We start from the raw sequence: 23,586 nt of genomic DNA, 5'->3' as shown, positions 1-23,586 counted from the left end.
ACTGGCGGAGGAAGAAGAACCCGGCCTATGAGGCTGCCTGGTCCTGTGACCCAGTGATCGTCGGACCTAGGTGTTGAGCTCCCAATGGACGCGGATGGCCTCGGCAATTGGGCCGGCGGTGACATCGACCCGGAAGGCCACGGGCGCGGTTCCTGTCTCTTCGATGACCGCGTCACGATACACGCGGCCGCATGACGGACACAGCGTGTAGAGGTCCTCATCGTCAGGCCATGTGGCCAGCCCTGCGGGGACAAGAGTGTCACCTCCGTTGTGAACGGGGATGCCTTGTGAGTTGCACTGGATCAATCCGTTTTGGCTGACGGTGTTGCCGCATATGCAGGTGATGGTGGTGACATCATGGTCGACGACATCGGCAGTTTCAGTGTCCATGACGAGCTCCCCGGCGTGGTTGGGATGTTCTGTTTGTAGCCTATGCCTGCGGATCTGCCAAGGGGCCTCTTGGCCATCAAATAACCTCAGCAATCGTGCGGCTGGCCTCTGCCTTTCAATGTTGCTCTTCTGAAAATGACAAAACCTCGTGCTCAGCGTCGCCAACACAACGGCAGCATGCTCCCGTCCGACGGCCGTTGGTCGGCATTGCCGCGAGCACCGGGGCGTGGGGCTCCTTCCCATTCAGGCGCGAACAAGGAATGATTTAGTTGATCAGTAGACTTACTAATTTGGATTGCGACTGAAGGAGCGAATATGAGGGCACTTACCTGGCAGGGAAAGCGGTCGGTCAGCGTGGAGATGGTTCCTGATCCGGTCATTGAGCAGGGGACGGACGCCATCGTCCGGATCACGTCATCGGCGATCTGCGGATCGGACCTCCACCTGTACGAGGTCCTTGGCCCGTATATGAAGGCCGGCGACATCCTGGGCCACGAACCCATGGGTGTGGTTGAGGCGGTCGGCTCCGAGGTCAGGAACCTGAAGCCGGGCGACAGGGTGGTCATCCCCTTCAACATCTCTTGCGGCCATTGCTGGATGTGCAAGCAGGGGCTGCAGTCCCAGTGCGAGACCACCCAGGTCCATGCCCACAACAGCGGGGCAAGCCTGTTCGGGTTCTCCGAGCTCTACGGCTCGGTCCCCGGCGGGCAGGCGGAATACCTGCGCGTGCCCCACGCCGACTACGGACCGATCAAGGTGGGGCACGAGCTGCCCGATGAGCGGTACCTCTACCTCTCCGACATTCTTCCCACAGCCTGGCAGGGAGTGAAATACGCGGACGTCCCCGCCGGCGGCACACTTGCGGTCTTTGGGCTCGGTCCGGTGGGGCAGTTCGCCAGCCGGGTCGGCCGGCACCTGGGCCAGCGGGTCATCGCCGTCGAGCCGGTTCCGGAACGCCGCCGCATGGCAGAGCGGCACGGAGTGGAAACGATTGACTTCACAAAAGACGTCGGTGACCAGCTGCGCGATATGACCGACGGAAGGGGCCCTGACGCGGTGGTCGACGCCGTCGGCATGGAAGCGCACAATTCGCCCGTCGGCGCCTTTGCTCAGAATGCGGTCGGGCTCCTGCCCGATGCCCTGGCAAAGAAGGCGATGGAGACGGCCGGCGTAGACCGCATGACGGTCCTGCACGCAGCGATCGACTCCGTGCGCCGGGGCGGCACAGTCTCGCTCAGCGGGGTTTACGGGGGCACGGCGAGCCCCATGCCGCTGCTGACCATGTTCGACAAGCAGATCCAGCTGCGGATGGGCCAGTGCAACGTCCGCCGTTGGACGGACGAGCTTCTCCCGCTCGTGGAAGATTCTGCGGACCCGCTCGGCGTCATGGACCTGAAAACTCACGAGGTTGACCTCGACGGCGCCGCGGCCGCCTACGAAATCTTCCAGAAAAAGGAAGACGGCTGCATCAAGGTGGTCCTGAAGCCGTAACCAAGATGTGCCCGCTCCTGGTGATTGCCTAACATCTTCCGTCAGGCCAGATCCAGGCGTAGCTGGGCTCCCGATTCCACGGGAACGGGAGCCCAGCCATCTCATAGCGAGGTGATTGTTGAAGGCCGCCAGTACGTGCGCAGTGCCCTGCGCACGTACTGGAAATCGTGGTGTCAGAAGCCTGACCGACTGCTCCGTTTACAGTTCGGGGGCTCAGTGCCATGCTGAACGCATTACGGTCGTTTTGGGCCGTGGTCGAACGGGGGGCAACGAAATGCAATGGAGCACGCCGAGGCCAAGGAATTTCTGGCCGCATGACATGGTGATCACCGGAGATGACCATCCCCTGTCCCTCAATTTACTGCTGCTAGTGCGAGCTCAGTTCTGGACCACGAAATACGACTGGGACGGTGGGGTTCGCGAAGCTTTCACTAACTGGCACAGGGATCTGAGCCCGCCTACTCCGCGTGATGCGGAGCGTAAGTGCCTCTCGGAGACTGCACCGTAAAAACGCCGTTCGGGGTTCGGCTCACCATTGGCTGACGTTCACGGCGCACCTTATGGCTGTTGGCACAAAGGTGATCGTTATTCGCGCATTCCCTAGCGCAGGTTAGAAGGGTTCGTGGGTGGACCTGGATCAGGCCGTCTCAGTGGTCTGAGCCGTTTTGACATACTCACGGGCCCGAGCGTGGTGGTTTTTTTGAGCTCGGTCTGGGGGCTGAGTAGATATGGCGGACATCTATATTCTGGATTGCTCCGCCATGGAATCTTTGAACGCGCTGGCTGTCGATGACGACACCATCACCGATCGCTTAGTAGAACTTCGAGACACAGGTTTGCTGGTCTACTGCGAGGTGGTCAAGGACCAGCGCCGGACGTATGCCAAAGGGCAACCGATAACCATCTGGGCGACTTCCGGATGGCGAAGCATTCAATCGCGGGCAGTTTTGAACTTTACAAGCGTCCAAGCTGTTATGAAGTTGTTTCCCCACGACGGAATCGGGTCAAGCATCATGGACCTGGACGATCCTGAAAACCTTGATCAACCGGCGCTGGCTACGATCTCCCTGGCATACCAGCTCAAAGATGCGTTCGAGGTGGTTGTTGTGTCGGATGAAACATTCACGGCGCAAAACAGATGCATCGTGATGACCGCATGCGCCGTGCTGCAGGTCAAGCACCTCACCGTCAGCGACTTCTTGGACGCGGTGGAAACTAGTTAGGCGGCGAGCTCTCCACGACAGGTTCAGCATCCTTTCCGAACTTGACCCGCTGAGAACGAACTTTGTTGAGGTAGCTTTCAAGCCACTCGATCTGGGCATGCTCCTGCTCGCTCAGCGCCCTCAAAACTGCCCTGATGAATAGCAGCATGCTTGCCCCGTGATCGATGCGCACCTGATCGCCGCCTGGCGCAGCAACGGGCTTCCAGTAATGGACATCCGAAGTGGCGGGGTCGCCGAAGGCGTACTTGTCCGCTTCTCCTGCTTTCGGCGCGAAAGGCATGACAACTTGGTAGCCGGAGGGGGCCGTGTCGTCTACGATGCCGAAAATTGCTGCATCGTTAACCAGGAAGAATGCCGGCCGGTCAGCCGGATCCAATTCGAAGAACCACTTGGCTACCGTTCTGGGCGAAGATCCTGCCTTGTGGGCAAAAACGGCAAAGACGGGATCGGTCCCGGTCGAGCCTTTCAGCTTTCGGTGCCTCCGAACCTTCTTTGCGATGTCAGTGACCTCTTCTTGCGTCAGAGTCGTTTTGACCTCAATGCAGAGCAAGACAGATTCAACGGGGAAGATCTTTTCATCCGTTTGTGCGAAGAGCACCGGTTGGGACGTGTTGGACAGGACAAGCGTGTCCATCTGGGCGGAGGCGCTACCGTCGGAATCGATAATTTCTCCGGAAGCTAGCCTCACCGACGGGGGGAGGACCTTCGCGAGCAGCAACTGAACTGAATTTTCGTTGGCTCTCCCTTTTCCCCCTGATGCTTAATCAAGCCCGCCATCTCTTGTGACTCGATGCTCAACCGCCGGGAAACAGCGTCCCAGTATTTCTGGACTGTGGGAGATGAAGGCTGAGGCTCTGTGGTGGGCACCCCTTGATTGTAGGGAGAAGGCCAAGGGGCTGCCCCGGATTCCGTTGACTCCCGGGGCTTAGTGTTGCCAGGCGGGGCGCGCAACCGCGACCACAATTGCCCGGCCGTGGACATTCGCACAAAAGGAGGCCCATGATTCTGTCTATGGGCGAGGGCATGATCCGAGTTGATTCGCTTCCTGCTTGTCGGCGCCGGAGCGGGTTCCGGTCGCTGCAGCCTTTCGATCCGGCACCGATGCGGCAGCATCGCACGTTCTAGGAGATGTCATGAGTACAGCCACGGGCCCGGTGAGCGGCCGGGGACTGGAAGTCCGGTCGATCGACTACGTGCCTCTCAATGAGAGGCACGGCAAGGTCTCGCACATTGGGCCGCTTTGGTTCATGAGCAACGCCCAGATCGCCACGCTCGCGGTGGGGCTGATCAGCATCACGACGGGCGGGAATCTGATCTGGTCGTTGATCGCGATCGCGATTGGTGTGCTGGTGGGCACCCTGTTCATGGCGGCGCACTCCTCGCAGGGCCCGCAGCTCGGGTTGCCCCAAATGATCCAGTCCCGTCCGCAGTTTGGGTACGTGGGGGCCTTGCTGGTGTGGTTGTTCGCGTACCTGCAGTACGCGGGATTCAACGTCTTCAACACAATCCTGGCCGGCGAGGCCGTGGCCGGGTCCGTCCACATCGGAAGCGAAACGCTCTGGTTTTGGGTTGTCACGATAATCGCCGCGGTAATCGCGCTGTTCGGCTACGACCTGATCCACGGCTTTGAGCGCTACCTGACATACCTCACCATCATCATGCTGGCGCTGCTCACGGTGGCGGTGCTCACCCACCTTGACCTGCCCGGCGGCGCGTTCGCCATATCCGACTTCCACCTCGTCCCGTTTCTCGGGCAACTAGGCGTGGCCGCCGGCTACCAGATTTCCTGGGCCATTTATGTCTCGGACTATTCCCGCTACCTCCCGCCGGAATCCGCCCGGGGGACGTTCAAGTGGACGTTCTGGGGGAGCGCCTTGGGCGGTATCTGGGTCATGTTCCTGGGCTCATTCATCGCCGCGGCCGCAGGCAAGGATTTCGAGACCATCGGCTCGATCCAAGGCACTGCCGACAAACTTTTCCCGGGATTCGGGTCGATCGCCTTGTTCATCGCAGCCCTCGGGCTTGTGTCGGTCACGGCGCTGAACATGTATGGCGGATCCCTTACTCTGATCTCCTCCATCGACAGTCTGCGCCGTATCCGCCCCACTATCAGAATCCGCGTCGTCACCATCGTGATCACCGCGGTCATCTCACTCATCTTCGCCAACATCGCATCCGCCGATTTCCTCGCCAACTTCAACGACTTCCTGCTGCTGGTGCTGTACTTCTTCATCCCGTGGACAGCGGTCAACCTCACCGACTACTTCATCGTGCGCAAGGGTCACTATGCCATCGCGGAGATCTTCCACCCCCATGGCATTTACGGACGCTGGGGCTGGCCCGGAATTGTCGCGTACCTCGTGGGCTTCGTGGTCATGATTCCCTTCTTCGCCGCCGGAAAACTCTTCATCGGACCGGCGGCCGAGGCCATGGGTGGCGCTGACATCTCGCTGTTCATCGGGCTGCCTGTCTCAGGCTTCCTCTACTGGGTGCTCACCCGCCATATCGACACGGCCGCGGAAATGCGACTGGCCGAGGCCCAGGCAGCCGAGCTAGAGGAAGCCGCGAACATGCACCTCGAGCCCTGAACGTGAGGCAAGACATGGCATCCGGACAGCTCCCCGGGGGGACCTTCGCACTCGCGGAGGATCTCACGCTGACCCGCATGGGATATGGGGCGATGCAGCTGGCCGGCCCGCACGTGTTCGGGCCGCCCGCCGCCCGCGACGCTGCGCTCGCCTCGCCGTCTTGAACGAGGCTGTGGGTCTGGGCATCAATCATGCATCTGCGGGTCGGCGGGTTTGAGAGTCCCACCCCCGGTTCAATCGCCGAGCCCTTCACGCCGCTTCAGTCCGGCACCCTCCGGGAGGTCGGTGGACGCCTGCAGGCAACCCCGATGGGTGTCGCCCTGGCGTGGCTGCTGCAACGCTCGCCGAACATCCTGCTCATCCCCGGCACGTCCTCACTCGCGCACCTCCGGGACAATGTTTCGGCTGCCGCCCTCGAGCTGCCGGCCGACGCGATCCAAGCGCTGAACCTCATTGCCGATGTTGGCGGAACATCCGGTGAATAACCGGTCCGAGCCAACGACAGTAGAAGCATCCCCGGACGCGGTCATCTGCGCGTCGAAACCGATGACACCACAATCCCTTGACGTGACACCATAGTGGTGTCAATATGGTGGCATGGAACTTGGACAATACGTCAGCGACCTGCAGCGGCAATTAGTGGATGCCGCGGAGAACGGCACGGAGGACACCCGCGCCGTCGCCGAACGGCTCGCCGCCGGACTGGATGCCGCGGTGCGGCTCGTGCTGCTCGACGCTCTGTCGGCCGCGGCCGGCGAGATCACCCGCGACCTCGCGCCCGGGGCGGTCGACATGCGGCTGCGCGGACGCGAGATCGAGTTCGTAGTCACCCAGCCGAACATCGAGCCGGACAGTGACGAGCGGCCCGCGGCAACCGTCGACCTCGACGACGCGAGCACCTCGCGCACAACGCTCCGCCTGCCGGACGCCCTCAAAGCAAGGGTGGACGAGGCGGCGGCCGCCGACGGCATGTCCGTCAACACCTGGCTGGTCCGCGCGATTGCGGCCGCCCTCCAACCCAAGCAACGACGATCCACGCAGCGGACGCTGCGCACCGGCGGCAACTTCGCCGGCTGGGCGCGCTAACCCGCCCGGCCCACCACCCTCACCATTCACCAACCCCGCGGACCCGCGGGGCAACACGAACACGCGCAGAGAAAGGCAGGCTTTAGCATGCCCACCTACAACACCCCCGGCCCGATCGACCTCGCCATCAACCTGCAGGTCGGCGCGATCGATGTCTTCGCCAGCGACCGGACCGACACAGTCGTGACCGTGTCGCCGACCAACCCCGAGAAGGCGGTGGACCGCCGGGGCGCGGAGGAGACCAGGGTCGACGTCGACGGCGAGCGGCTCACCATCACAGGCCCGAAGCCCCGCCTCAGCTGGATCGGCCCCACCGAGTCGGTCGATGTGAAGGTCGAGCTGCCCACGGGGTCGCGGCTCGCCGCCGAGATCGCCGTCGGCGGACTGCGCACCGTCGGCCGCCTGGGCGCCACCCGCATCAAGAGTTCGCTCGGTCCCGTGGATGTCGACGCCGCCGGCGACCTGTGGCTGCGCGCCTCGCACGGCAACGCAACCGTGGGCACCGCCGACGGCGGCATCGAGATCACGGCCGACCACGGCCAGATCCGGGTCGGCACGGTCACCGGCGACGCGATTCTCAAGGCATCGCACGGCACCATTCAGATCGGGGACTCCGGCGGAGATCTCGACGCGAAGCTCTCCTACGGCGACCTCGAAATCACAAAGGCACGAGCCTCCGTTACGGCGAAGACCGCCTACGGCAGCATCCAGTTGGCAGAGGTCTCGAGCGGTTCCATCCAGGTCGAAAGCGGCTTCGGCCAGGTCACCATCGGCGTGCGGCCCGGCGTTGCCGCCTGGCTGGACCTGTCCTCGAAGGCCGGGCACGTCCGCAACGAGCTCGACGGCGACGGCGCCCCCGACGCGTCCGAACGGACCGTCGAAGTGCGCGCACGCACGCAGCACGGCAACATCAACATCCGGCGCGCGCGGTAAATCCGGGCAACCAACAGAAGGGAACCACGCACATGAACACCCCAGCGATCGCAGTCCACGGGCTGCGGAAGTCCTACGGCGGAAAGGTGGTGCTCGACGACGTCGACCTCACCGTCAACGCCGGCACCGTCACCGCGCTGCTCGGCCCGAACGGCGCCGGCAAGACGACCACCGTGCACATCCTGTCCACGCTCGTGCGGCCCGACGCCGGCACAGCCTTCGTCAACGGATGCGACGTCGTCCGCGACCACGACGGCGTGCGCGCCGCGATCGGCCTCACCGGCCAGTTCTCCGCGGTGGACAAACTGCTCACCGGCGAGGAAAACCTGCTGCTGATGGCGCGGCTGCGCCACCTCGGGGCGAAGCGCTCAAAGACCCGGGTGGCCGAGCTGCTCGAGCAGTTCGACCTCGTCGACGCCGCCCGCAAGCCGCTCGCCACCTACTCCGGCGGGATGCAGCGTCGGCTCGACCTCGCGATGACCCTCGTCGCGACACCGAGCGTGATCTTCCTCGACGAGCCCACCACGGGCCTTGACCCGCGCAGCCGCCACACGATGTGGGACATCGTGCGCAGCCTCGTCGCGGACGGCACCACCGTCCTGCTCACCACCCAGTACCTCGAAGAAGCGGACGAACTCGCGGACCGCATCGCGGTGCTCGACGGCGGCCGCATTGTCGCCGATGGGACGCCGGACGAGCTCAAGCGACTGGTGCCCGGCGGGCACATCCGGCTCCGGTTCGCGGACGCCGCGGCCCTCGAGACCGCCTCCCGCCTGCTCGGGGAGTCCGATCGCGACGACGCCGGGCTGGCGCTCACCGTGCCCAGCGACGGCGGGGTCGGCGCGCTGCGGACCGTGCTGGACCGCCTCGGTGCGGCCGACGTCGAGGTCGACGACCTCAGCATCCACACCCCGGACCTCGATGACGTGTTCTTCGCGCTCACCGGCCGGGCAGACACGAAGGGAACCGCGTCATGACCACCATCACCGCCCAGCGCAAGGCTGCCCCGGGCACCAGCCGGCGCTCGCACGTCGTCGCCGACTCGCTCACGATGCTGCACCGCAACCTCCTGCACATGGTGCGCTACCCCGGCCTGTCAGTGTTCACCATCGTGGGGCCGGTGGTGCTCCTGCTGTTCTTCGTGTTCGTGTTCGGCGGCACACTCGGCGCAGGCCTGCCCGGCGCGGATCCGGCCGGCGGGCGCGAAGCGTACGTTGCGTACATCATGCCGGGCATCCTGCTGCTGACCATTGCCGGGAGCGCCGGCGGCACCGCGACGACGGTCGCGATGGACATGACCGAGGGCATCACGGCGCGGTTCCGCACCATGGCGATCTCGCGGGCTGCCGTGCTCGCCGGGCACGTGCTGGGCAACACCATCCAGGCGACCATCGCCGTCGCGCTGGTGCTCGGCGTCGGCCTGTTGATCGGCTTCCGCCCGACGGCCGGGCCGGTCGAGTGGATCGCCGCCGCCGGTCTGCTGGTGCTGATCGCGTACGCGATCAGCTGGCTCGGGGTGGCCATGGGCATGCAGGCGAAGTCGGTGGAGACAGCCAGCAATTGGCCCCTCCTGCTGACCTTCCTGCCCTTCCTCAGCAGCGGCTTCGTGCCGACCGCGTCGATGCCGGAGTGGCTGCAGTGGTTCGCGCAGTACCAGCCGTTCACGCCGTTCATCGAGGCCATCCGCGGGCTGCTGCTCGGCACCCCGCTCGGTTGGAGCCCGGCGCTGGCGATTGGATGGTGCGTCGTGATCGTGGTCGCCGGGTACGCCTGGTCGATGGCGATCTACGAGCGGAAGTCGGTGCGTTGAGCCCAAGTCTCACCTGTAACAGCCGGCGGCCGCGAGATTATCGCGACCGCCGGTTCCGTTGCGGCTTGCCGCCGCCGGTTTTGTTGCGGTTTGCCGCCGGGGCGCGACTAGGGTCGTTACTGTCCCTAAAGGGTCCCTAAAGGAGGAGCAGGCCATGGGTGAAGCCTTCAACGCCGTCGACGGCGTCCGAATATCCTTCCAGGAATCGGGCGCCGGCCAGGCCATCGTTCTGGTGCACGGCTCAGGGCTTTCCGGCGCCGTCTGGCGGGGCCTCGGCTACACGAAGGCCTTTGAGGAGCGCTTTCGCGTGCTGACCCTGGATTTGCGGGGGCATGGCCGGAGCGACAAACCGCAGCACGAAGACGCCTACAGCATGGACCTGCTGGTCGGAGATATTCTGGCGGTTCTGGACGCCGCAGGTGTGCAGGCAGCCCACTACTTGGGGTATTCCGCGGGCGCGAGAGTTGGATTCTCCCTGCTCGCCAGCAGTCCCGGGCGTGTGAAGACGTTCACTTCCGCAGGCGGCACTTACCGCTCGCCGGCCGGGCAAATTGAATCGATCTTTTTCCCCGGATATGACCAGGCCTTGGACCGGGGCGGCGTGCCAGAATTTCTGCGCCAGTGGGGTGACGCTACAGGTCGTGAAATCGATCCGCAGACCGCCGCAGCGTTTCTCGCCAACGACCCCGCTGCCCTGCGCGCCTACTTCCGCCGGAGCGAGGACGAACCCGGAATCCCGGAGGCGGATCTGCGGAAAATGGACACACCCACCCTGCTGCTCGCCGGCACGGAGGATCCGCTTCGGCATGCGGACTCGGAACGGGCGGCCCGGCTCATGCCCACGGCCCAGTTCCAAGCCCTGCCAGGCCGCAATCATGCCCAGACGCTGATTCCGGCAGGCCCCGTCGTCGATCTGGTCAACTCATTTATCGCGTCGATACGAGACTAAAGGGCCGGGCGTCGCTTCAAGCGCTCGAAACTGAAGCGTCACCGGCCGGGCTGCCGCGAACCGAAGGCTTCCAGCGCGCGAAGCAGGGGAGTGGTGCCGGCTTTGAGGAGGTCAATGGGGCGGGAGCCGGCGAGGTCCCGGGATGGGGTGACCATCCAGACCGTGAAGTAGTTGTGCGGGATCTTGAGCTCCAGCGCGCGCTGAAAGAGTTCAACTACCGGCGGGCGGAGCTGCCCGCCGGGGAGGAACTGGAATCCGGGGCAGAAGGTGCCGTCGTCGATGAAGACGCGGACGAGTTGCTGCATTACCGGTTCCGGGTCCTCCATGAGCTCGGAGAGGCGGCGGTGGACCTGGTCCAGGGCCGGCAGCGTGAATTCTTTTCTGATCCCCTCCCATGTTTGACCGCTGATGGGTTGACGGTTCGCTGGCACTGGTGCCTAGTCGCTGTCACTGATGTGCTCGAGGAACCACACCGGAGAGGGCCGTTCACGGCGCAATGTAGATTCACGGCGCAGCGTAAAGGTCCGCAGCGCAGACGTCGAGCCGAGGCGGGCCTGCACGCGCCAGTGTTCGGTTCTGACCCGGCCGCCGCTGCCTGCGGCCGGAGCGCGCCGGGTGTCCCAGTCCGTGCCACTTCCGGACCAGCGCTGGGATTCCGTGCCGGGATCGACTACCCAGATACGCCCGTCGTGCCGGATGGCGAGGGGCTTGCCTTGCTGGTCGGTCCGGACCTGTAGGCCGTGGGTCTGGGCGGGGGCTTCGGGTGCAGGGGTCATGGCGGAAGTTCTTTCATGGAGCAGTTCAGTGCGGTGGTGCGGGCGTGTGGTGGGTTAGGCGGCTTTGACGAGGGGGAGTTCGTCCCAGTGGGTGGTGTAGCGGGGGGAGAGCATGTCCCGTTTCATGGTCCAGTCCGGTCCGCCCCGGATTCCGGCGTGGCCCAGGCCGATGGAGCCGCGGCCGTACCGGCGGGCCACGTCCTCCAGGAGGGTGCCGACGTGGCGTTCCTCGTGCGGGTTTTCGAACAGGGCCAGGGGTGCCTGGTTGCCGGTGGGACGGAGGTCGGTGACCATGATGCCGGCCCTGGCGTACCGAATGCCCCCGCGGATGTGGGGGAGAAGTGCGTGGGCAGCCCTGGTGAGCAGGACCGGGTCCGCGGTGGGCATCGGCAGCGGCACGCAGACCGAAGGGTAGGAGGTGTCTTTGGGGTTGAAGTGTGACGTGCCGGCGAACGCGGTCAGGACCTTGGCCTGCAGTGCGTGTTTGGCCAGCCGCGCCGAGGCCTGCTGGCCGTAGACGCTCATGACCTGCCGCATGCCGCCGACGGTGGTGATGGGGGTGGCGAAGGAGCGGGAGAAGATGAGCTGGTCGCGGCCGATCCGTTCCTCCTCCATCGGGATGCACGGGGTCCCCTGCAGTTCCAGGACGGTGCGCATCATGACCACGGAGAAGCGGTCCCGGATCATCACCGGATCGGCCCGGGACAGGTCAAGGATGGACTGGATGCCGAGGGCGTTGAGCCGTTTCGTCAGCCGGGTGGCGACACCCCAGATCTCGATCACGGACAGTCGACGCATCAGGGATTCCCTGTCGGCGGCGGCCACGGAGTCCCAGTGGCAGACCCCGTCGAAGGCCGGGTTGTTCTTGGCCCATTTGTTGGCCAGCTTCGCCAGGGTCTTGGTCCCGGCGATCCCGACGCAAACAGGTACCCCGACGTTGCGCCGCACGGCTGTTTTCATGCTCCGGCCCAGGGCCAGGAGTTCCTCCGGGGTGCCGTTGACGCCGAGGAAGGCCTCGTCGATGCTGTACACCTCCAGCCAGGCGGAGTACCGGCCCAGCAGTTCCATCACCCGGGCGCTGATGTCACCGTAGAGCTCGTAGTTGCTGGAGAGCGCAACGAGCCCCCATTCCTTGGCGCGCGGGGCGAGTTTGAACCACGGCTCGCCCAGAGGGATGCCGAGGGCCTTGGCTTCCGCGGACCGGGTGACGGCGCAGCCGTCGTTGTTGGACAGGACGACGACGGGCCGGCCCTCCAGGGACGGGTCGAACGCCCGCTCGGCCGAGGCGTAAAAGCAGTTCACATCCACGTGTGCGATCTGCGGCATCCGCCGCATCGTGGCCGGCTTAGACATGGCTGGCCTCACACATGGTGCAGGCACCGGGTCGCGACGCCCCAGATGACCAGATCCGAGACCGACGGGACCCGGATGTCCGGGTACGCTGGATTCTCCGCCTGCAGCACCACCCCGCTTCCCGTGACCCGCAGCCGCTTGATGGTCAGCTCCCCGTCCAGGACGGCGATGACAACGGACCCGTCTTTGGGTTCCAGGGCGCGGTTCACGATCAGTTCATCGCCGTCGCTGATGCCGGCGCCCTCCATCGAATCCCCGGACACCCGCACGACGTAGGTGCTGGTGATGTCCTTGATCAGGTGCTCATTGAGGTCAATCCGGCCATCAAAGTAGTCCTGCGCCGGGGACGGGTACCCCGCCGCGACGGGAACCGGAGAGATCAGCACGGATAACAACGACATGCCCGCATCTATCACGCGGGGACCGACAACAACGCCCACAACACACCTTTATTCGAATATATGTTCGATTCATTCAGTGTAGCCGGACGGACCGACAAAAGAACCGCTTTGCGGAGTTGCGGGGGATCCGGACTCCAGATCCCCTTCCCCTTCGGTAGCATCGCCAGCATGACCACGTGCTCTGTGCTGCGCTGTCCCGAGACTCCAACAGTCGTCTACAAGCTGATGCCCGGTTCCCGCCTGGAAGTGCCTGTCTGTGCCGGGCACAAGGCGGTTTTGGAGGGCGGTGCTCGTTGGATGGTCAATGGCGGCACCGGCTCGCCGTCTGACGAGGGTCCCGAAGGATCCGCGGGAATCAGCATCCTCATGGGAGGAGATTTGCCGGGTCACAACCGGCTGATCGGCTTCGGCGTTAGCCGGACTATAGGCGACGAGCCTGGGTTCACCGTGGAATTGGACGTTGATGCCGCGGACGGTCCGCAACGGGTCTCGTTCTGGACGACGGAGGATGTCGGTAGGCGACTTGGTGCTTTCCTTGCTGACCCAACGAAACCACCTGCGCCGCCAGGAGCATAACAGGGCAGTCTACGTCCCGTGCTTATCCTGGCCGTGGAGTTGGGTTAAGAACGCGGTAGGGCGCGCGGCCGCCGAGCAGATCACCCCCTACCCGCCTGGGATCCCCGTCGTCGTCCCTGGCGAAGGGATCAACACCGCCATCATCGACTACCTCGAATCCGGCCTGAAGGCCGGCATGGTGCTCCCCGACCCGGCCGACCCGTCCCTGCAAACCATCCGGGCCGTCAGGCGGTAAGCACAGGCGCCGCCAACTCTTCGTCGTGCCAGTTACGCCAGGTCGGGGGAACTGGCCACGATGTAATCCAACGCGGCGGGACCGGACATGGCAAGAGTGTTGTCCTCAGGCTTGATGCGGCGGCCTTCGAGGGCCGCCCAGAGGGCTTCGGCAGGCTCTGGCTGGCTCTGGTTTATCAGGCACCAGCTGGTGTACAGTCCGTACAGCTCTTCCTGGTCCAACCCGCCGTCTGTTTCCCGGTCATCGGTCAAGGCCTCTGCGAGGAACCGGTCAAAATGCGCGCTCATATCTGTTCCTTTGTACCTTTTGCATCTCCAGGATGCTCCGCCGCCGAAGCTTTGGCAGCGCGCCACGGCGCGCTGCCAAAGACGAATTTATGCCAGGGAGACAACCCTGTCCAGTTCAGCTCCGCCGATGCCACAGCGGCTAGCCCCCAGGCCATACGGGCGAGCGTTCAGAACATGTTGCGGTAGGGGGCCAGCTTGGGCGCTGACCGACGTTGATCGGATGTATCTGTCCAGGGTTGCAGCGCACCGGTTCTAAGAGCGTCTTGGTTTTGAGCCCTGCCAATGTGGAAAGAATGTGACGTCTCCCGCCATCTGGCGGCTAAATCACGGCTTTTCTTGCCAAGGGGAGGGGTGACCTGCGACGACGCGTGTGCGCACGGTCGGTCGTGCGGGCAGAAAGTACACCAGCGGGCGCTTTGTGACTCGCTGACGGGCCCCCGAACCGGCGGGCTGGAGGTCGGCCGGTTGGAGGCTGGTATCCCCGTCGACGATCCCGGATTCGAGGAACCTGGCATCCACGCTCCCGGCGAGGAGAAGTTGTTATCACTGGAGCCTCACGGGGGGATCGGGGCTTGCCTTGTCCAAGAGGTCTTGGAGCGGCCGGTCAGTTCTTGTCCCCCCGATGCGCGCGGTAGGAACACACGCGCAGCTTGCGTGACTGCATCGCTGCCGAAAAAGCCGTGTGAGCATAGGCTTTCTCCATGTCAATGATCGACCGAAGGAAAGTCCTCACGGGAGCGACCGTGGGACTCGTTGCGGCGGGGTTGGCTGCATGTGAGGGACCTCCTCGGGCACCTGTAACCAATGCAACGGCGCCGTCAACACTTCCCCCGACGACTTCCCCGCCCGCCGCCGGGCCAAACTGGAAGGGGCTCGGGTCTCGAGTGGCGGGCCGGCTCGAGCTTCCGGGAGCCGGAGCCTACGAGGAAGTGAAGCGGGTCGAGAACCCACGCTTCGACGCTGCCCGACCATTGGCCGTTCTCTCGGCCGCCACGTCCGACGACGTGTCCGCGGCTGTCCGTTTCGCCGCTGAGGAGGCGGTGCCACTAGTGACCCGAGCCGGGGGACACAGCTACTCGGGATACTCCTCCGGGGACGCAGGAGCGGCTGGGCTGGCGCCGTCGCTAGTTGTTGATGTGCGGGGATTGTCGGAAATCACGGTCCATATGGATGGCACGGTGACAGTTGGGGCGGGGGCCTCACTCATCGCGGTCTACGCGGCCCTGGGCCTGAAGGGCAGGGCCCTCGCCGGCGGGTCGTGTCCGACCGTCGGCGTAGCTGGCCTGACGTTGGGCGGGGGAGTGGGGGTCCTGACCAGGGCTTACGGGCTGACATCGGATGCGCTTGTGTCTGTCGAGCTTGTCACCTCTAGGGGCGACAAGGTCACGGCAAGTGCCCGCGAGAACACGGACCTCTTCTGGGCCTGCCGCGGAGGCGGCGGCCAGGTCGGCATACTGACATCCCTGACCTTCAGGACCGTACCCGCTCCCACCATCAGCACTGTATTCCTCGAATGGTCCTTCTCTGACGCCATACCGGTCATCCTTGCCTGGCAGAACTGGGCTCCGACGGCTGATCGACGGCTGTGGTCCACCCTCAAACTGCTCAGCGGCGCCCGCCACAAGGCCCCGACCATCCAACTGACAGCTACATGGATTGGGCCGGCATCGGGTCTCGGTGCGCAGCTAGCCCGCCTCCACGAGATTTCGGGTGTACGGCCGCTGGTCCAGAGTGCCAGGCCGGATAGGTCCTACCTCGATGTCATGTTCGGTTATGCCGGATGCAGCGGCATTCCCGCCGCGCAGTGCACCACCAATAAGGGCGGTTCGTTGCAACGGGAAGCGTTCAGCGCCACTTCCCACGTTCCATACGACCTGCTCGATTCGACCGGTGCGTCCCGGCTCGTCGATCGATGCGTGGTGGGCCACAATCTGCCGGGCGCCACCGAAACGGGTGTGTCCCTGGACGCACTGGGAGGAGCGGTTCGCGACGTTGACGCTGGTGCCACCGGCTTCGGTCACAGGAACGCAATCGCTACAGTCCAGTACACCGCCACGTTCGGGGACGGCGTGAATCCGGCCCTTTTCGATGCCTATGTCAGGGGCTCGCGGGACGCTCTGGAACCCTATTGGGGGAGCAGCGCCTATTTCAACTACTTCGACTCGCGCATCGCTGACCCAGGATCGGCCTACTTCGGCGACCACGCGCCGCGACTCCAGAGCATCCGCTCTGCGGCAGACCCTCTGGGGATCTTCGCCTACCCTGCCTTTCGACGGGCCTGAGGTTCTCCTCAAACTGGGAACATCGTCGGCGGTCGATGCGTCAGAAGAACCGCCGGAGCCGCTGAGGCCGGCACCGCGCGGCCGAGGAAATGCCTGCGCCCGGGAGGACTGCTGACACCGGACAGAGCTTAGTCGGCGGCGGTCTCCGTGAAGCGGCCTGGTGGAGCCTGATCTTCTGGGTGTAACCCTGTCGGCCAGCGCGGCCAACCATGCAGCGGATAAGCCGCCGTGCGCGGCGCGGGCACCGTCACGCGGTACCGCGGGGGCCGTTAACCACGGACGACGGCGGGAGGTGGCTCCCGCCGTCGTCGTTGTGTGTGCTAGGAGGAAACTGCCTCAAGGTTGGCTGCCCCGTGGTTCAGGCTGAGCGTGAAGGTGTTCGGGCCGCTGGCGTGGACCGCGATGTTGCTCTTGGAGGTGTTGTGGCGCTCGGAGTGCTCGTGGATCAGGGCGTCCAGCTCGTGGTGCATGGTGGAGCGGTCCCAGAGCTTGTGGGTTACAGAGTTGGCAGTTTCAAACGTCATTGTTCAGTGCTTCCATTCATGAATCCGGAGGTCCGGCTGCCGCACCGATGCGGAGCCGCCGTGGGGCCAAACCAGGAACGCCTGAGACCTTGGGCAGCTCTATTGAGCTCACCGGTTTGGCCTCATTGCGTCCACCAGGATGGGTGCCCCAAGTTCACTGACGCGTAGCGTCGGAGCGAACATCAGGGCTGCGTCGGCGGGCAACCTCGTTCCCCGCCTTGCCTTTCCATAGTGCACAGCGCCTTGCGGGCGGCTCAAGCCAGATGGCGAAAATCGTGCGTGAGACTCATCACAGCCGTGCGGCGTGACGCGAACGGCGACGCCGACGCCCGGGTCCCGTGCCTAGGGGCGGGCCCGCTTGGGCCAAAGACGCGGGGTGAGCGTGTGCTTGCGGCTCAGGCCCCGGGCGGGAGCGGGTGTGACAGGCACCGGCCCGCCTGGCTCCGGTCCGGCTGCCGTGGCGGCCCGTCCGTAGCGGGCGGCCAAGGGCGCGGCGCTGAAGCCATGGGCCAGGACGCTGAGCAGTACGGTGGCAGCGATGACGGCCACAGCCTGATCGGACACTGGTCCCAGGGCTTCCAGCGCCAGCAGCGCGAACACGAGGGAAGCCAGGCCCCGGGGGCCGAACCAGCCCACGAAGAGGACGGTGGCCCGGTCGAGGCCGGCACCAATCGAGGCCAGCGCCACCGGCAGCATGCGCACCACCGTGAGGCTGACCACGGCATACGCGATGGTCAGAGGGACTGAGTGCGCAAGCATGATCGGCACGGTGATGGCACCGAAGGCCAGCCACACGAGCAGTGACACCAGCCCGCTCATCTGCTCGACGAAGACGAGTTCAGCCGGCCCCCGTTGACCGGCGCACGTGCCGAACGCCAGCCCGGCGCAGAACGCGGCGACAAATCCGTTGCCGCCCACGGCGAGGGCGGCGCTGTAGGCGAGCAGGCTCAGGGCCAGGACGCCGATGCCGGCGAAGTCCTCGGCGGCGGTCCCGCGCCGGCGGGCAAGCTGCAGCAGCCATCCGCCGGCGGCGCCGGCCGCCGCGCCGACACCTGCGCCGATGAACAGCTCGACGGCGGCGCTGCCCGGACCTTCGGCACTCTCCAGGCCTGCCGCGGCAGCCGCGCCGGCGATCGCGAGCATGACCACCGGGGTGGCGATGCCGTCGTTGAGGCCGCTCTCGACCGTGATTAGCTGGCGGATCCGGGACGGCACCGCCGGGTTCGTCACCACGGGGAGCCCGAGTGCTGCGTCCGTAGGGGCCAGCGCCGCACCTACCAGGAGGGCCAGCCACAGCCCGAAGTGGGGGAAGAACCAGGCGGCCAGGGCCCACCCGAACACAATCGTCAGGGGCAGACCGACTCCCAGCAGCCGCACATAGCGGCCCACGTCCCGGCGCAACTGCTGGAGCGGCAGGCGGGCGGCGTCGGAGAAGAGCACCCAGACCAAGGTGACCTCGACAATCGGGGTGGTAACCGCCGGGGGAGCGGAGCCGTCGACCAGCCCGAACCAGGCCAGGGCCGCGCCGAGTGCGGTGAACACAATAGGAGCGGTCAGGTCCGCCTGCTCCAGCCGCACCGAAACCAGCGCCCACGCGAACAGGGCACCGGTGACAAGGACGACCACCGTCAGTTCCATGACGGAACTGTGCTCGCTTCCGTGGGCCCCGCTTCGAATGTGTCGGAACCGGCCATGCCCAATTTTAGGCGGGGTGGGCCGCCCCGGGCCCGTGTCCAAAGCCCCTACGGGCCAGGAACCGCCGCGGACGGAGTAGGTGTCAGGTGTCGTCACGGACCGCCCGCGGAGCCGAGACCGAGCCGCGGCGGATCAGCGCGGCCGTGAATATAGGTGCCGCCGCCGGTGCCTTGCGGCCTTCGATCTGCCGGATCAAGGCCGACGCGGACGCAACGCCCATGTCATAGACCGGCTGCGCGATGACCGTGAGCGGGGGAGTGGTCAGGCGCGTCCAGGCGAAGTCGTCATACATGAGGAAGGAAACATCATCCGGAATCGAGAGTCCAAGCTCGTGGATCGCTTCGACCACGCTGAGACCGATCAACCCGTCGGAGGCGATGATCGCCGTCGCCGGGTCCGGGCGCTGCACCAGCTCTCGGATGATCTTCTTGATCGACTCGTCGTCGCCGGCGTTGAGGCGGATCAGATCGTCCGGCAGGTCCAGTCCCGCCTCATCGAACGCCCGTTTCATGCCGTCGCGGCGGTCCGAAATCTGGGACGAGTCCAACTGCATGCCGTCGTGGTACGGCCCGGCTGTCTTGAGCGTGGAGACGAATGCGATCCTCCGGTGGCCGGACTTGAGTAAATAGCTGGTGGATTCATGGGAGATGTCCTCCATGTCCACCGCCACGGTATCGACGTCGAGCCCTGACGCCTTGCGGTCCAGAAGGACCAGTGGACGGCCGGATTCGTGAACGCGCCGTAAATGTTGCGTTTCCACGGAGGACGCCGGCGCCACGATCAGGCCGTCAACGCGCTTGTCGAGGAGCACCCTGACAGCGTCGATTTCAGCCTCGGTGTCCTCGTCAGTGTTGATAAGGATGACGTTGAAGCCACTGCGCTTGGCGGTGTCCGTAATGCCCCGTGTGGCCAGGCCGAAATGGGGGTTTTCGATGTCGCCGACCACCACCCCGATGGTGTGCGATTTCCCCGTGTTCATGCTCCGGGCGAGCTCGTTGGGCCGGTACTCCAGTTCTTCGGCGGCAGCCAGCACCCGCTCACGCACGTCGTCGCTCACGGCACCGTAGTTGCCCAGGGCGCGGGCGGCCTGGGCCTTGGAGACCTGGGCGGCTTTTGCGACGTCGGCGACAGTGACGTCGCGGCGCCGGGAAGCATCACTATTCATTACGGCCTTTCGTAGCGGACCCTTGACGCCTCATGTGGCTTCGATTACATTTCTAGCAATCGATGTGAGTCCGGTCTCAATCCTAGGGACTGAGACCGGACTCAGCAAGACACCCATCGACAAAGTCCCGCATCATGGGGCCCACTGCCCGCCTGCCCCGCCCCTCACTCCCACGATTGGAAACGCTGTGAACACAGGAAACAAAATGCGCCCAGCGGCGCTCATCGCCGCTGCTGTTGCCGCGGTGCTGGCACTGTCCGGCTGCGGTGGCAGCTCGTCCGCCTCATCCGCGCCGGCGGACAACCCCTACGGCCTCATTGAGGCCGGCACCATCCGCGTTGCCAGCCTGGGTGATTCGAAGCCCTATACCTTCGCCGACGCCCAGGGCAACTTCACTGGCTTCGACGTCGAACTCTTCAAAGACGTCGCCCACCGCGCCGGAGTCGACAAGGTCGTCTTCACCGGACAGGACTTCTCCGGCCTGCTGGCGGCCGTCTCTAACGGCCAGTTCGACGCCGGTGTTGCGGCGATCGGTATCACAGACAAGCGCAAGCAGACTGTCGACTTCTCCGACGGCTACCTGGCCGGCTACCTGACCGTCATCACCAAGCCGACGTCGGGCATCTCCAGCGCCGACGGGCTCGGCGGGAAGCGCCTCGGCGTCGTGCAGGGAACATTGCAGGAGGCCTACGCCGTCAAGAACTTCACCTCCGCGAACCTGGTGCGCTTCCCGGACAACAACACCGCAATCTCCGCGGTGAACAGCGGATCCGTCGATGCCCACTTCCTGGATTACGAGGCCGCGAAGGCCTATCGGGACCAGTACGGACTGGTCAGCGCCGCGGACATCCCGTCATTCGATGCTCCCGCCGGCTTCGCCGTGGCAAAGGGGAAGACCGCCTTCAAGGATGCCCTCAACAAGGGCCTGGCCGCAGCCATGGAGGACGGCACCTGGAAGAAGCTGTACCAGAAGTGGTTCCCGGGATCCCCGATGCCCGAGCAGTACCTGCCGAAGGCCGAGCAGACGGCAAGCCCGACGCCCAGCAAGTAAACGGCCCCGCAAGCACCGTAAGGCACACGTCCGGCACCTGGCCCGACTGCCACATGACCGGGCGGGCCGCACAGCGCGGCCCGCCCGGGATCCACAAGCTACCTACGTCTGAGAGCAACCATGGACTGGTTAAGCACCATCACCCGCACTTTCTTCGACCTCGGCGCAATGGCCGAGGTCCTGCCCCAGCTTCTGGGAGTCGGTCTCCTCAACACCCTCATCATCTCCATTGCAGCAACGATTATCGGCGTTGCTCTCGGCATGGTGGTCGCGGTGATGGGGATATCCCCTTCGCGATGGCTCCGCGTCCCGGCCCGGATCTACACAGACCTATTCCGAGGACTCCCGGCCATCCTCACCATCCTGCTGATTGGCCAGGGCTTCGCCCGCATTAGCCAGTCGATCTTCGGCCCCTCGCCCTACCCCTTGGGGATCATCGCCCTGAGCCTGATCGCCAGCGCCTACATCGGCGAAATCTTCCGCGCCGGTATCCAGAGCGTCGACAAAGGCCAGGGTGAGGCCTGCCGCGCACTGGGCATGAGTTACGCCAAGTCCATGGCCCTGGTGGTGGTCCCGCAGGGTGTCCGCCGGGTCCTGCCGGCGCTGGTGAACCAGTTCATCGCGATCGTCAAGGATTCCTCGCTGGTCTACTTCCTGGGCCTGCTGGTCAGCGAACGGGAACTCTTCCGCGTGGGCCAGGACGCCGCAGTCCTCTCCGGCAACCTCTCGCCCCTGGTCATGGCCGGCATCTTCTACCTGGCGATCACGGTTCCCCTGACCCACCTGGTCAACTATTTCGACAACCGCTTCCGCACCGGACGGCGGCGCCCCGCGGCGCCCAGCAGCGGGCTGAAGGAACTCAAAGAACTCGACGCGGCCTCACCGCTGACCACCGGGAGCAACACATGAGCCTCGCAAGCAACACCGCAAGCGCCAGCGCCAGCAACACCAACAACACAGTCCCGGACATCGAGACCTTCCACGGCTCCAGCCTGGAACTGAAAAACCTGACCATGGCCTACGGCGACATCGAGGTGCTGCGCAACGTCAGCCTGACCGTCGCCCCAGGCACCACCACCTGCATCATCGGGCCCTCCGGCTCCGGCAAGTCAACCCTCCTTCGCGGCGTCAACCGTCTGCATGAGCCCAAGAGCGGGGACGTGCTCCTCGCCGGCGAAAGCGCACTGCAGGTCAAACCGGACCTCCTGCGCGCCCGCATCGGCATGGTGTTCCAGCACTTCAACCTCTTCCCGGACCACACCGCCCTCGAGAACGTGGCCCTGGCCCTCTGGAGCGTCAAGGGGATGCCCAAGGCCGAGGCCAGGGAACGCGCCCAGCGCCGCCTCGCCGAGGTCGGCCTCGCCGAACGCGCCGACCACCGGCCCCGGGACCTCTCCGGCGGACAGCAGCAGCGCGTGGCGATCGCCCGTGCCCTGGCCATGGAACCGGAGGTCATGCTCTTCGACGAGGCCACCAGCGCACTGGACCCGGAACTGGTCAAGGGCGTGCTGAACCTCATGGCAGGCCTGGGCCGGCGCGGCATGACCATGCTGGTGGTCACCCACGAGATGGGATTCGCCCGCAAAGTCGCCGACCAAGTTGTCTTCATGGACGAAGGCGAAGTTGTCGAGTCCGGCACGCCCTCCGACCTCTTCGACAACCCCCAAAGCGAACGCCTCCAGCGCTTCCTCTCGGAAGTGCTCTGATGGAGACCCCGAAGGGAAACACCGTAGCTGCACCGATCCGCACCGCCGTCGTCGGGTTCGGAATCTCGGGCAAGGTCTTCCACACGCCGCTGATTGCGGCGGATCCCGACTACTCGCTGGACGTTATTGTCACGGCGGATCCGGACCGCGTCGCGGCGGCGGCGAAGCTCTACCCGACGGCCCGGATCGTCCCGACCCCGGAGGCCCTGTTTGCCCACGCCGGTGACCTGGACCTCGTGGTCCTCGGTACGCCGCCGGTGACGCATTTCGACTTGGCGGCCACAGCCATCGCCCACGGCCTCCATGTGGTGGTAGACAAACCGTTTGTGACGTCATCGGCCCACGGCAGGGAGCTCATGTCCCGGGCGTCCGACGCCGGCGTGCAGCTCACGGTATTTCAGAACCGCCGGTGGGATGCCGACTTCCTGACGCTCCAGGAACTCATTGGCGCTGGCGCGCTGGGTGAGGTCCGCACCTTCGAATCCCGCTTTGAGTGGTGGCGGCCGGAGGGCTTCGGGAACTGGCGGGACACCGCGGCGGCCGCCGCGGGCGGCGGCATCCTCAACGACCTCGGTGCCCATCTGATCGACCAGGCCATCCAGCTCTTTGGCCCGGTGGCGGCAAGCTACGGGGAGACCGCCAACCACGGCCCGGATCCGGACGGAGCCGACACCGAGGCTTTCGTGTCCCTGCTCCACGAATCCGGGGTCCGGTCACGGCTGTGGATGAACGGGATGGCAGCGCAGGTTGGTCCGCGCTTCCACGTCCTGGGCTCCGACGCCGGCTACACGAAGTGGGGGCTGGACGGCCAGGAACAGGCGCTCGCGGCGGGCATGCTGCCCACGGACCCGGGCTACGGCGTCGAGCCCCAAACCCATTGGGGGACCTTGGGTGTCAGCGGAGACCGGCAGCCCATCGCACCTGTTCCCGGTGCCTATCCGTTGTTCTATGCCGAGCTCGCGACTGCCCTCCGTGGCGAGGGCCCGCTACCGGTAACTGCCTCACAGTCCATGGACGTCCTGAAGATCATCGAAGAAATCCACGCCCTCGCCTGAATTTCGGCTC

The 23,586-nt window shown here is 65.1% G+C and carries 25 protein-coding genes and 1 pseudogene; 16 read left to right on the top strand and 10 right to left on the bottom strand.

What is annotated here, in order from left to right; translation table 11 throughout:
• Positions 1 to 66: 66 nt before the first annotated feature.
• Positions 67 to 390, bottom strand: a complete 324-nt coding sequence (locus AC1DKQ_RS15290; RefSeq protein ID WP_476919463.1) for a hypothetical protein — start codon at positions 388 to 390, stop codon at positions 67 to 69.
• A 315-nt stretch (positions 391 to 705) separates the two neighbouring features.
• Here AC1DKQ_RS15290 and AC1DKQ_RS15285 point away from each other — a divergent pair, with 315 nt between their 5' ends.
• Together AC1DKQ_RS15285 and AC1DKQ_RS15280 are read left to right on the top strand one after the other, a co-directional pair.
• Positions 706 to 1,881: a zinc-dependent alcohol dehydrogenase gene (locus tag AC1DKQ_RS15285; RefSeq protein ID WP_476919462.1), complete on the top strand. Its 1,176-nt coding sequence runs from the start codon at positions 706 to 708 to the stop codon at positions 1,879 to 1,881.
• A gap of 728 nt (positions 1,882 to 2,609) precedes the next feature.
• Positions 2,610 to 3,104, top strand: a complete 495-nt coding sequence (locus AC1DKQ_RS15280; RefSeq protein WP_476919461.1) for a hypothetical protein — start codon at positions 2,610 to 2,612, stop codon at positions 3,102 to 3,104.
• On the opposite strand, the pseudogene AC1DKQ_RS15275 reads toward AC1DKQ_RS15280, so the two are convergent.
• Positions 3,097 to 3,843 (bottom strand): annotated as a pseudogene (locus AC1DKQ_RS15275) (DUF6602 domain-containing protein); the annotation flags it as partial. The gene AC1DKQ_RS15280 and the pseudogene AC1DKQ_RS15275 overlap by 8 nt on opposite strands.
• Before the next feature lie 394 nt (positions 3,844 to 4,237).
• Between AC1DKQ_RS15275 and AC1DKQ_RS15270 the strand changes: the two are divergent.
• From AC1DKQ_RS15270 to AC1DKQ_RS15235, 8 genes are all read left to right on the top strand, one after another.
• On the top strand, positions 4,238 to 5,692 hold the full coding sequence (locus tag AC1DKQ_RS15270) for a purine-cytosine permease family protein (protein WP_476919460.1): 1,455 nt from the start codon (positions 4,238 to 4,240) through the stop codon (positions 5,690 to 5,692).
• A 14-nt stretch (positions 5,693 to 5,706) separates the two neighbouring features.
• Positions 5,707 to 5,856, top strand: coding sequence for a hypothetical protein (locus AC1DKQ_RS15265; RefSeq protein WP_476919459.1), 150 nt, complete (start codon positions 5,707 to 5,709; stop codon positions 5,854 to 5,856).
• Between the two features lie 27 nt (positions 5,857 to 5,883).
• On the top strand, positions 5,884 to 6,177 hold the full coding sequence (locus AC1DKQ_RS15260) for an aldo/keto reductase (RefSeq protein ID WP_476919458.1): 294 nt from the start codon (positions 5,884 to 5,886) through the stop codon (positions 6,175 to 6,177).
• Positions 6,178 to 6,289: 112 nt separating this feature from the next.
• Positions 6,290 to 6,778: a histidine kinase gene (locus tag AC1DKQ_RS15255; RefSeq protein WP_476919457.1), complete on the top strand. Its 489-nt coding sequence runs from the start codon at positions 6,290 to 6,292 to the stop codon at positions 6,776 to 6,778.
• Between the two features lie 87 nt (positions 6,779 to 6,865).
• On the top strand, positions 6,866 to 7,711 hold the full coding sequence (locus AC1DKQ_RS15250) for a DUF4097 family beta strand repeat-containing protein (protein WP_476919456.1): 846 nt from the start codon (positions 6,866 to 6,868) through the stop codon (positions 7,709 to 7,711).
• Between the two features lie 32 nt (positions 7,712 to 7,743).
• The gene (locus tag AC1DKQ_RS15245; protein WP_476885276.1) at positions 7,744 to 8,688 is read left to right on the top strand and encodes an ATP-binding cassette domain-containing protein; all 945 of its coding nucleotides are present in this window, start codon (positions 7,744 to 7,746) and stop codon (positions 8,686 to 8,688) included.
• Complete coding sequence (locus AC1DKQ_RS15240; protein WP_476885277.1) at positions 8,685 to 9,521, top strand: ABC transporter permease; 837 nt, start codon at positions 8,685 to 8,687, stop codon at positions 9,519 to 9,521. The genes AC1DKQ_RS15245 and AC1DKQ_RS15240 overlap by 4 nt, the downstream gene beginning before the upstream one ends.
• A gap of 154 nt (positions 9,522 to 9,675) precedes the next feature.
• A complete protein-coding gene (locus AC1DKQ_RS15235) occupies positions 9,676 to 10,470 on the top strand; it encodes an alpha/beta fold hydrolase (RefSeq protein WP_476885278.1) in 795 nt (264 codons plus the stop codon).
• A 38-nt stretch (positions 10,471 to 10,508) separates the two neighbouring features.
• Here AC1DKQ_RS15235 and AC1DKQ_RS15230 read toward each other — a convergent pair whose 3' ends face one another.
• Genes AC1DKQ_RS15230 through AC1DKQ_RS15215 form a run of 4 tightly spaced genes read right to left on the bottom strand, consistent with a single transcriptional unit; the run spans position 10,509 to position 13,039 of the window.
• Positions 10,509 to 10,901: a hypothetical protein gene (locus AC1DKQ_RS15230; RefSeq protein WP_476885279.1), complete on the bottom strand. Its 393-nt coding sequence runs from the start codon at positions 10,899 to 10,901 to the stop codon at positions 10,509 to 10,511.
• Positions 10,902 to 10,907: 6 nt separating this feature from the next.
• On the bottom strand, positions 10,908 to 11,246 hold the full coding sequence (locus AC1DKQ_RS15225; protein WP_476885280.1) for a hypothetical protein: 339 nt from the start codon (positions 11,244 to 11,246) through the stop codon (positions 10,908 to 10,910).
• A 54-nt stretch (positions 11,247 to 11,300) separates the two neighbouring features.
• Positions 11,301 to 12,581, bottom strand: coding sequence for a Y-family DNA polymerase (locus tag AC1DKQ_RS15220; RefSeq protein WP_476885367.1), 1,281 nt, complete (start codon positions 12,579 to 12,581; stop codon positions 11,301 to 11,303).
• Between the two features lie 26 nt (positions 12,582 to 12,607).
• Complete coding sequence (locus AC1DKQ_RS15215) at positions 12,608 to 13,039, bottom strand: LexA family protein (RefSeq protein ID WP_476885281.1); 432 nt, start codon at positions 13,037 to 13,039, stop codon at positions 12,608 to 12,610.
• 487 nt (positions 13,040 to 13,526) lie between these two features.
• Here AC1DKQ_RS15215 and AC1DKQ_RS15210 point away from each other — a divergent pair, with 487 nt between their 5' ends.
• Entirely contained in the window at positions 13,527 to 13,811 is a 285-nt protein-coding gene (locus AC1DKQ_RS15210) for an Orn/Lys/Arg family decarboxylase (RefSeq protein ID WP_476885282.1), read from the top strand.
• Positions 13,812 to 13,843: 32 nt separating this feature from the next.
• Here the strand turns inward: AC1DKQ_RS15210 and AC1DKQ_RS15205 are convergent, their stop codons facing one another.
• Complete coding sequence (locus AC1DKQ_RS15205; RefSeq protein WP_476885283.1) at positions 13,844 to 14,098, bottom strand: hypothetical protein; 255 nt, start codon at positions 14,096 to 14,098, stop codon at positions 13,844 to 13,846.
• 701 nt (positions 14,099 to 14,799) lie between these two features.
• Between AC1DKQ_RS15205 and AC1DKQ_RS15200 the strand changes: the two genes are divergently transcribed.
• Positions 14,800 to 16,380 carry an FAD-binding oxidoreductase gene (locus AC1DKQ_RS15200; protein ID WP_476919455.1) on the top strand — a complete coding sequence of 527 codons (1,581 nt, stop codon included), beginning with the start codon at positions 14,800 to 14,802 and terminating at the stop codon, positions 16,378 to 16,380.
• Between the two features lie 320 nt (positions 16,381 to 16,700).
• Here the strand turns inward: AC1DKQ_RS15200 and AC1DKQ_RS15195 are convergent, their stop codons facing one another.
• The 3 genes from AC1DKQ_RS15195 to AC1DKQ_RS15185 all read right to left on the bottom strand — a co-directional run bounded on the left by AC1DKQ_RS15195 (position 16,701) and on the right by AC1DKQ_RS15185 (position 19,764).
• Positions 16,701 to 16,904: a hypothetical protein gene (locus tag AC1DKQ_RS15195; RefSeq protein WP_476885284.1), complete on the bottom strand. Its 204-nt coding sequence runs from the start codon at positions 16,902 to 16,904 to the stop codon at positions 16,701 to 16,703.
• A 342-nt stretch (positions 16,905 to 17,246) separates the two neighbouring features.
• Complete coding sequence (locus AC1DKQ_RS15190) at positions 17,247 to 18,542, bottom strand: cation:proton antiporter domain-containing protein (protein WP_476885285.1); 1,296 nt, start codon at positions 18,540 to 18,542, stop codon at positions 17,247 to 17,249.
• A 139-nt stretch (positions 18,543 to 18,681) separates the two neighbouring features.
• The gene (locus AC1DKQ_RS15185; RefSeq protein WP_476885286.1) at positions 18,682 to 19,764 is read right to left on the bottom strand and encodes a LacI family DNA-binding transcriptional regulator; all 1,083 of its coding nucleotides are present in this window, start codon (positions 19,762 to 19,764) and stop codon (positions 18,682 to 18,684) included.
• 205 nt (positions 19,765 to 19,969) lie between these two features.
• On the opposite strand from AC1DKQ_RS15185, the gene AC1DKQ_RS15180 reads away from it, so the two are divergent.
• From AC1DKQ_RS15180 to AC1DKQ_RS15165, 4 genes are all read left to right on the top strand, one after another.
• The gene (locus AC1DKQ_RS15180; RefSeq protein WP_476885369.1) at positions 19,970 to 20,815 is read left to right on the top strand and encodes an ABC transporter substrate-binding protein; all 846 of its coding nucleotides are present in this window, start codon (positions 19,970 to 19,972) and stop codon (positions 20,813 to 20,815) included.
• 120 nt (positions 20,816 to 20,935) lie between these two features.
• Entirely contained in the window at positions 20,936 to 21,724 is a 789-nt protein-coding gene (locus AC1DKQ_RS15175; RefSeq protein WP_476885287.1) for an amino acid ABC transporter permease, read from the top strand.
• Positions 21,721 to 22,521: an amino acid ABC transporter ATP-binding protein gene (locus AC1DKQ_RS15170; RefSeq protein ID WP_476885288.1), complete on the top strand. Its 801-nt coding sequence runs from the start codon at positions 21,721 to 21,723 to the stop codon at positions 22,519 to 22,521. Before AC1DKQ_RS15175 ends, AC1DKQ_RS15170 begins: the two co-directional genes overlap by 4 nt.
• A complete protein-coding gene (locus AC1DKQ_RS15165) occupies positions 22,521 to 23,576 on the top strand; it encodes a Gfo/Idh/MocA family protein (protein WP_476885289.1) in 1,056 nt (351 codons plus the stop codon). Before AC1DKQ_RS15170 ends, AC1DKQ_RS15165 begins: the two co-directional genes overlap by 1 nt.
• Positions 23,577 to 23,586 lie beyond the last annotated feature (10 nt).

Source organism: Arthrobacter sp. 05L421, assembly GCF_056397785.1.
Note: the sequence above shows the minus strand (reverse complement) of the source record. Positions and strands in the feature narration are given on the sequence as shown.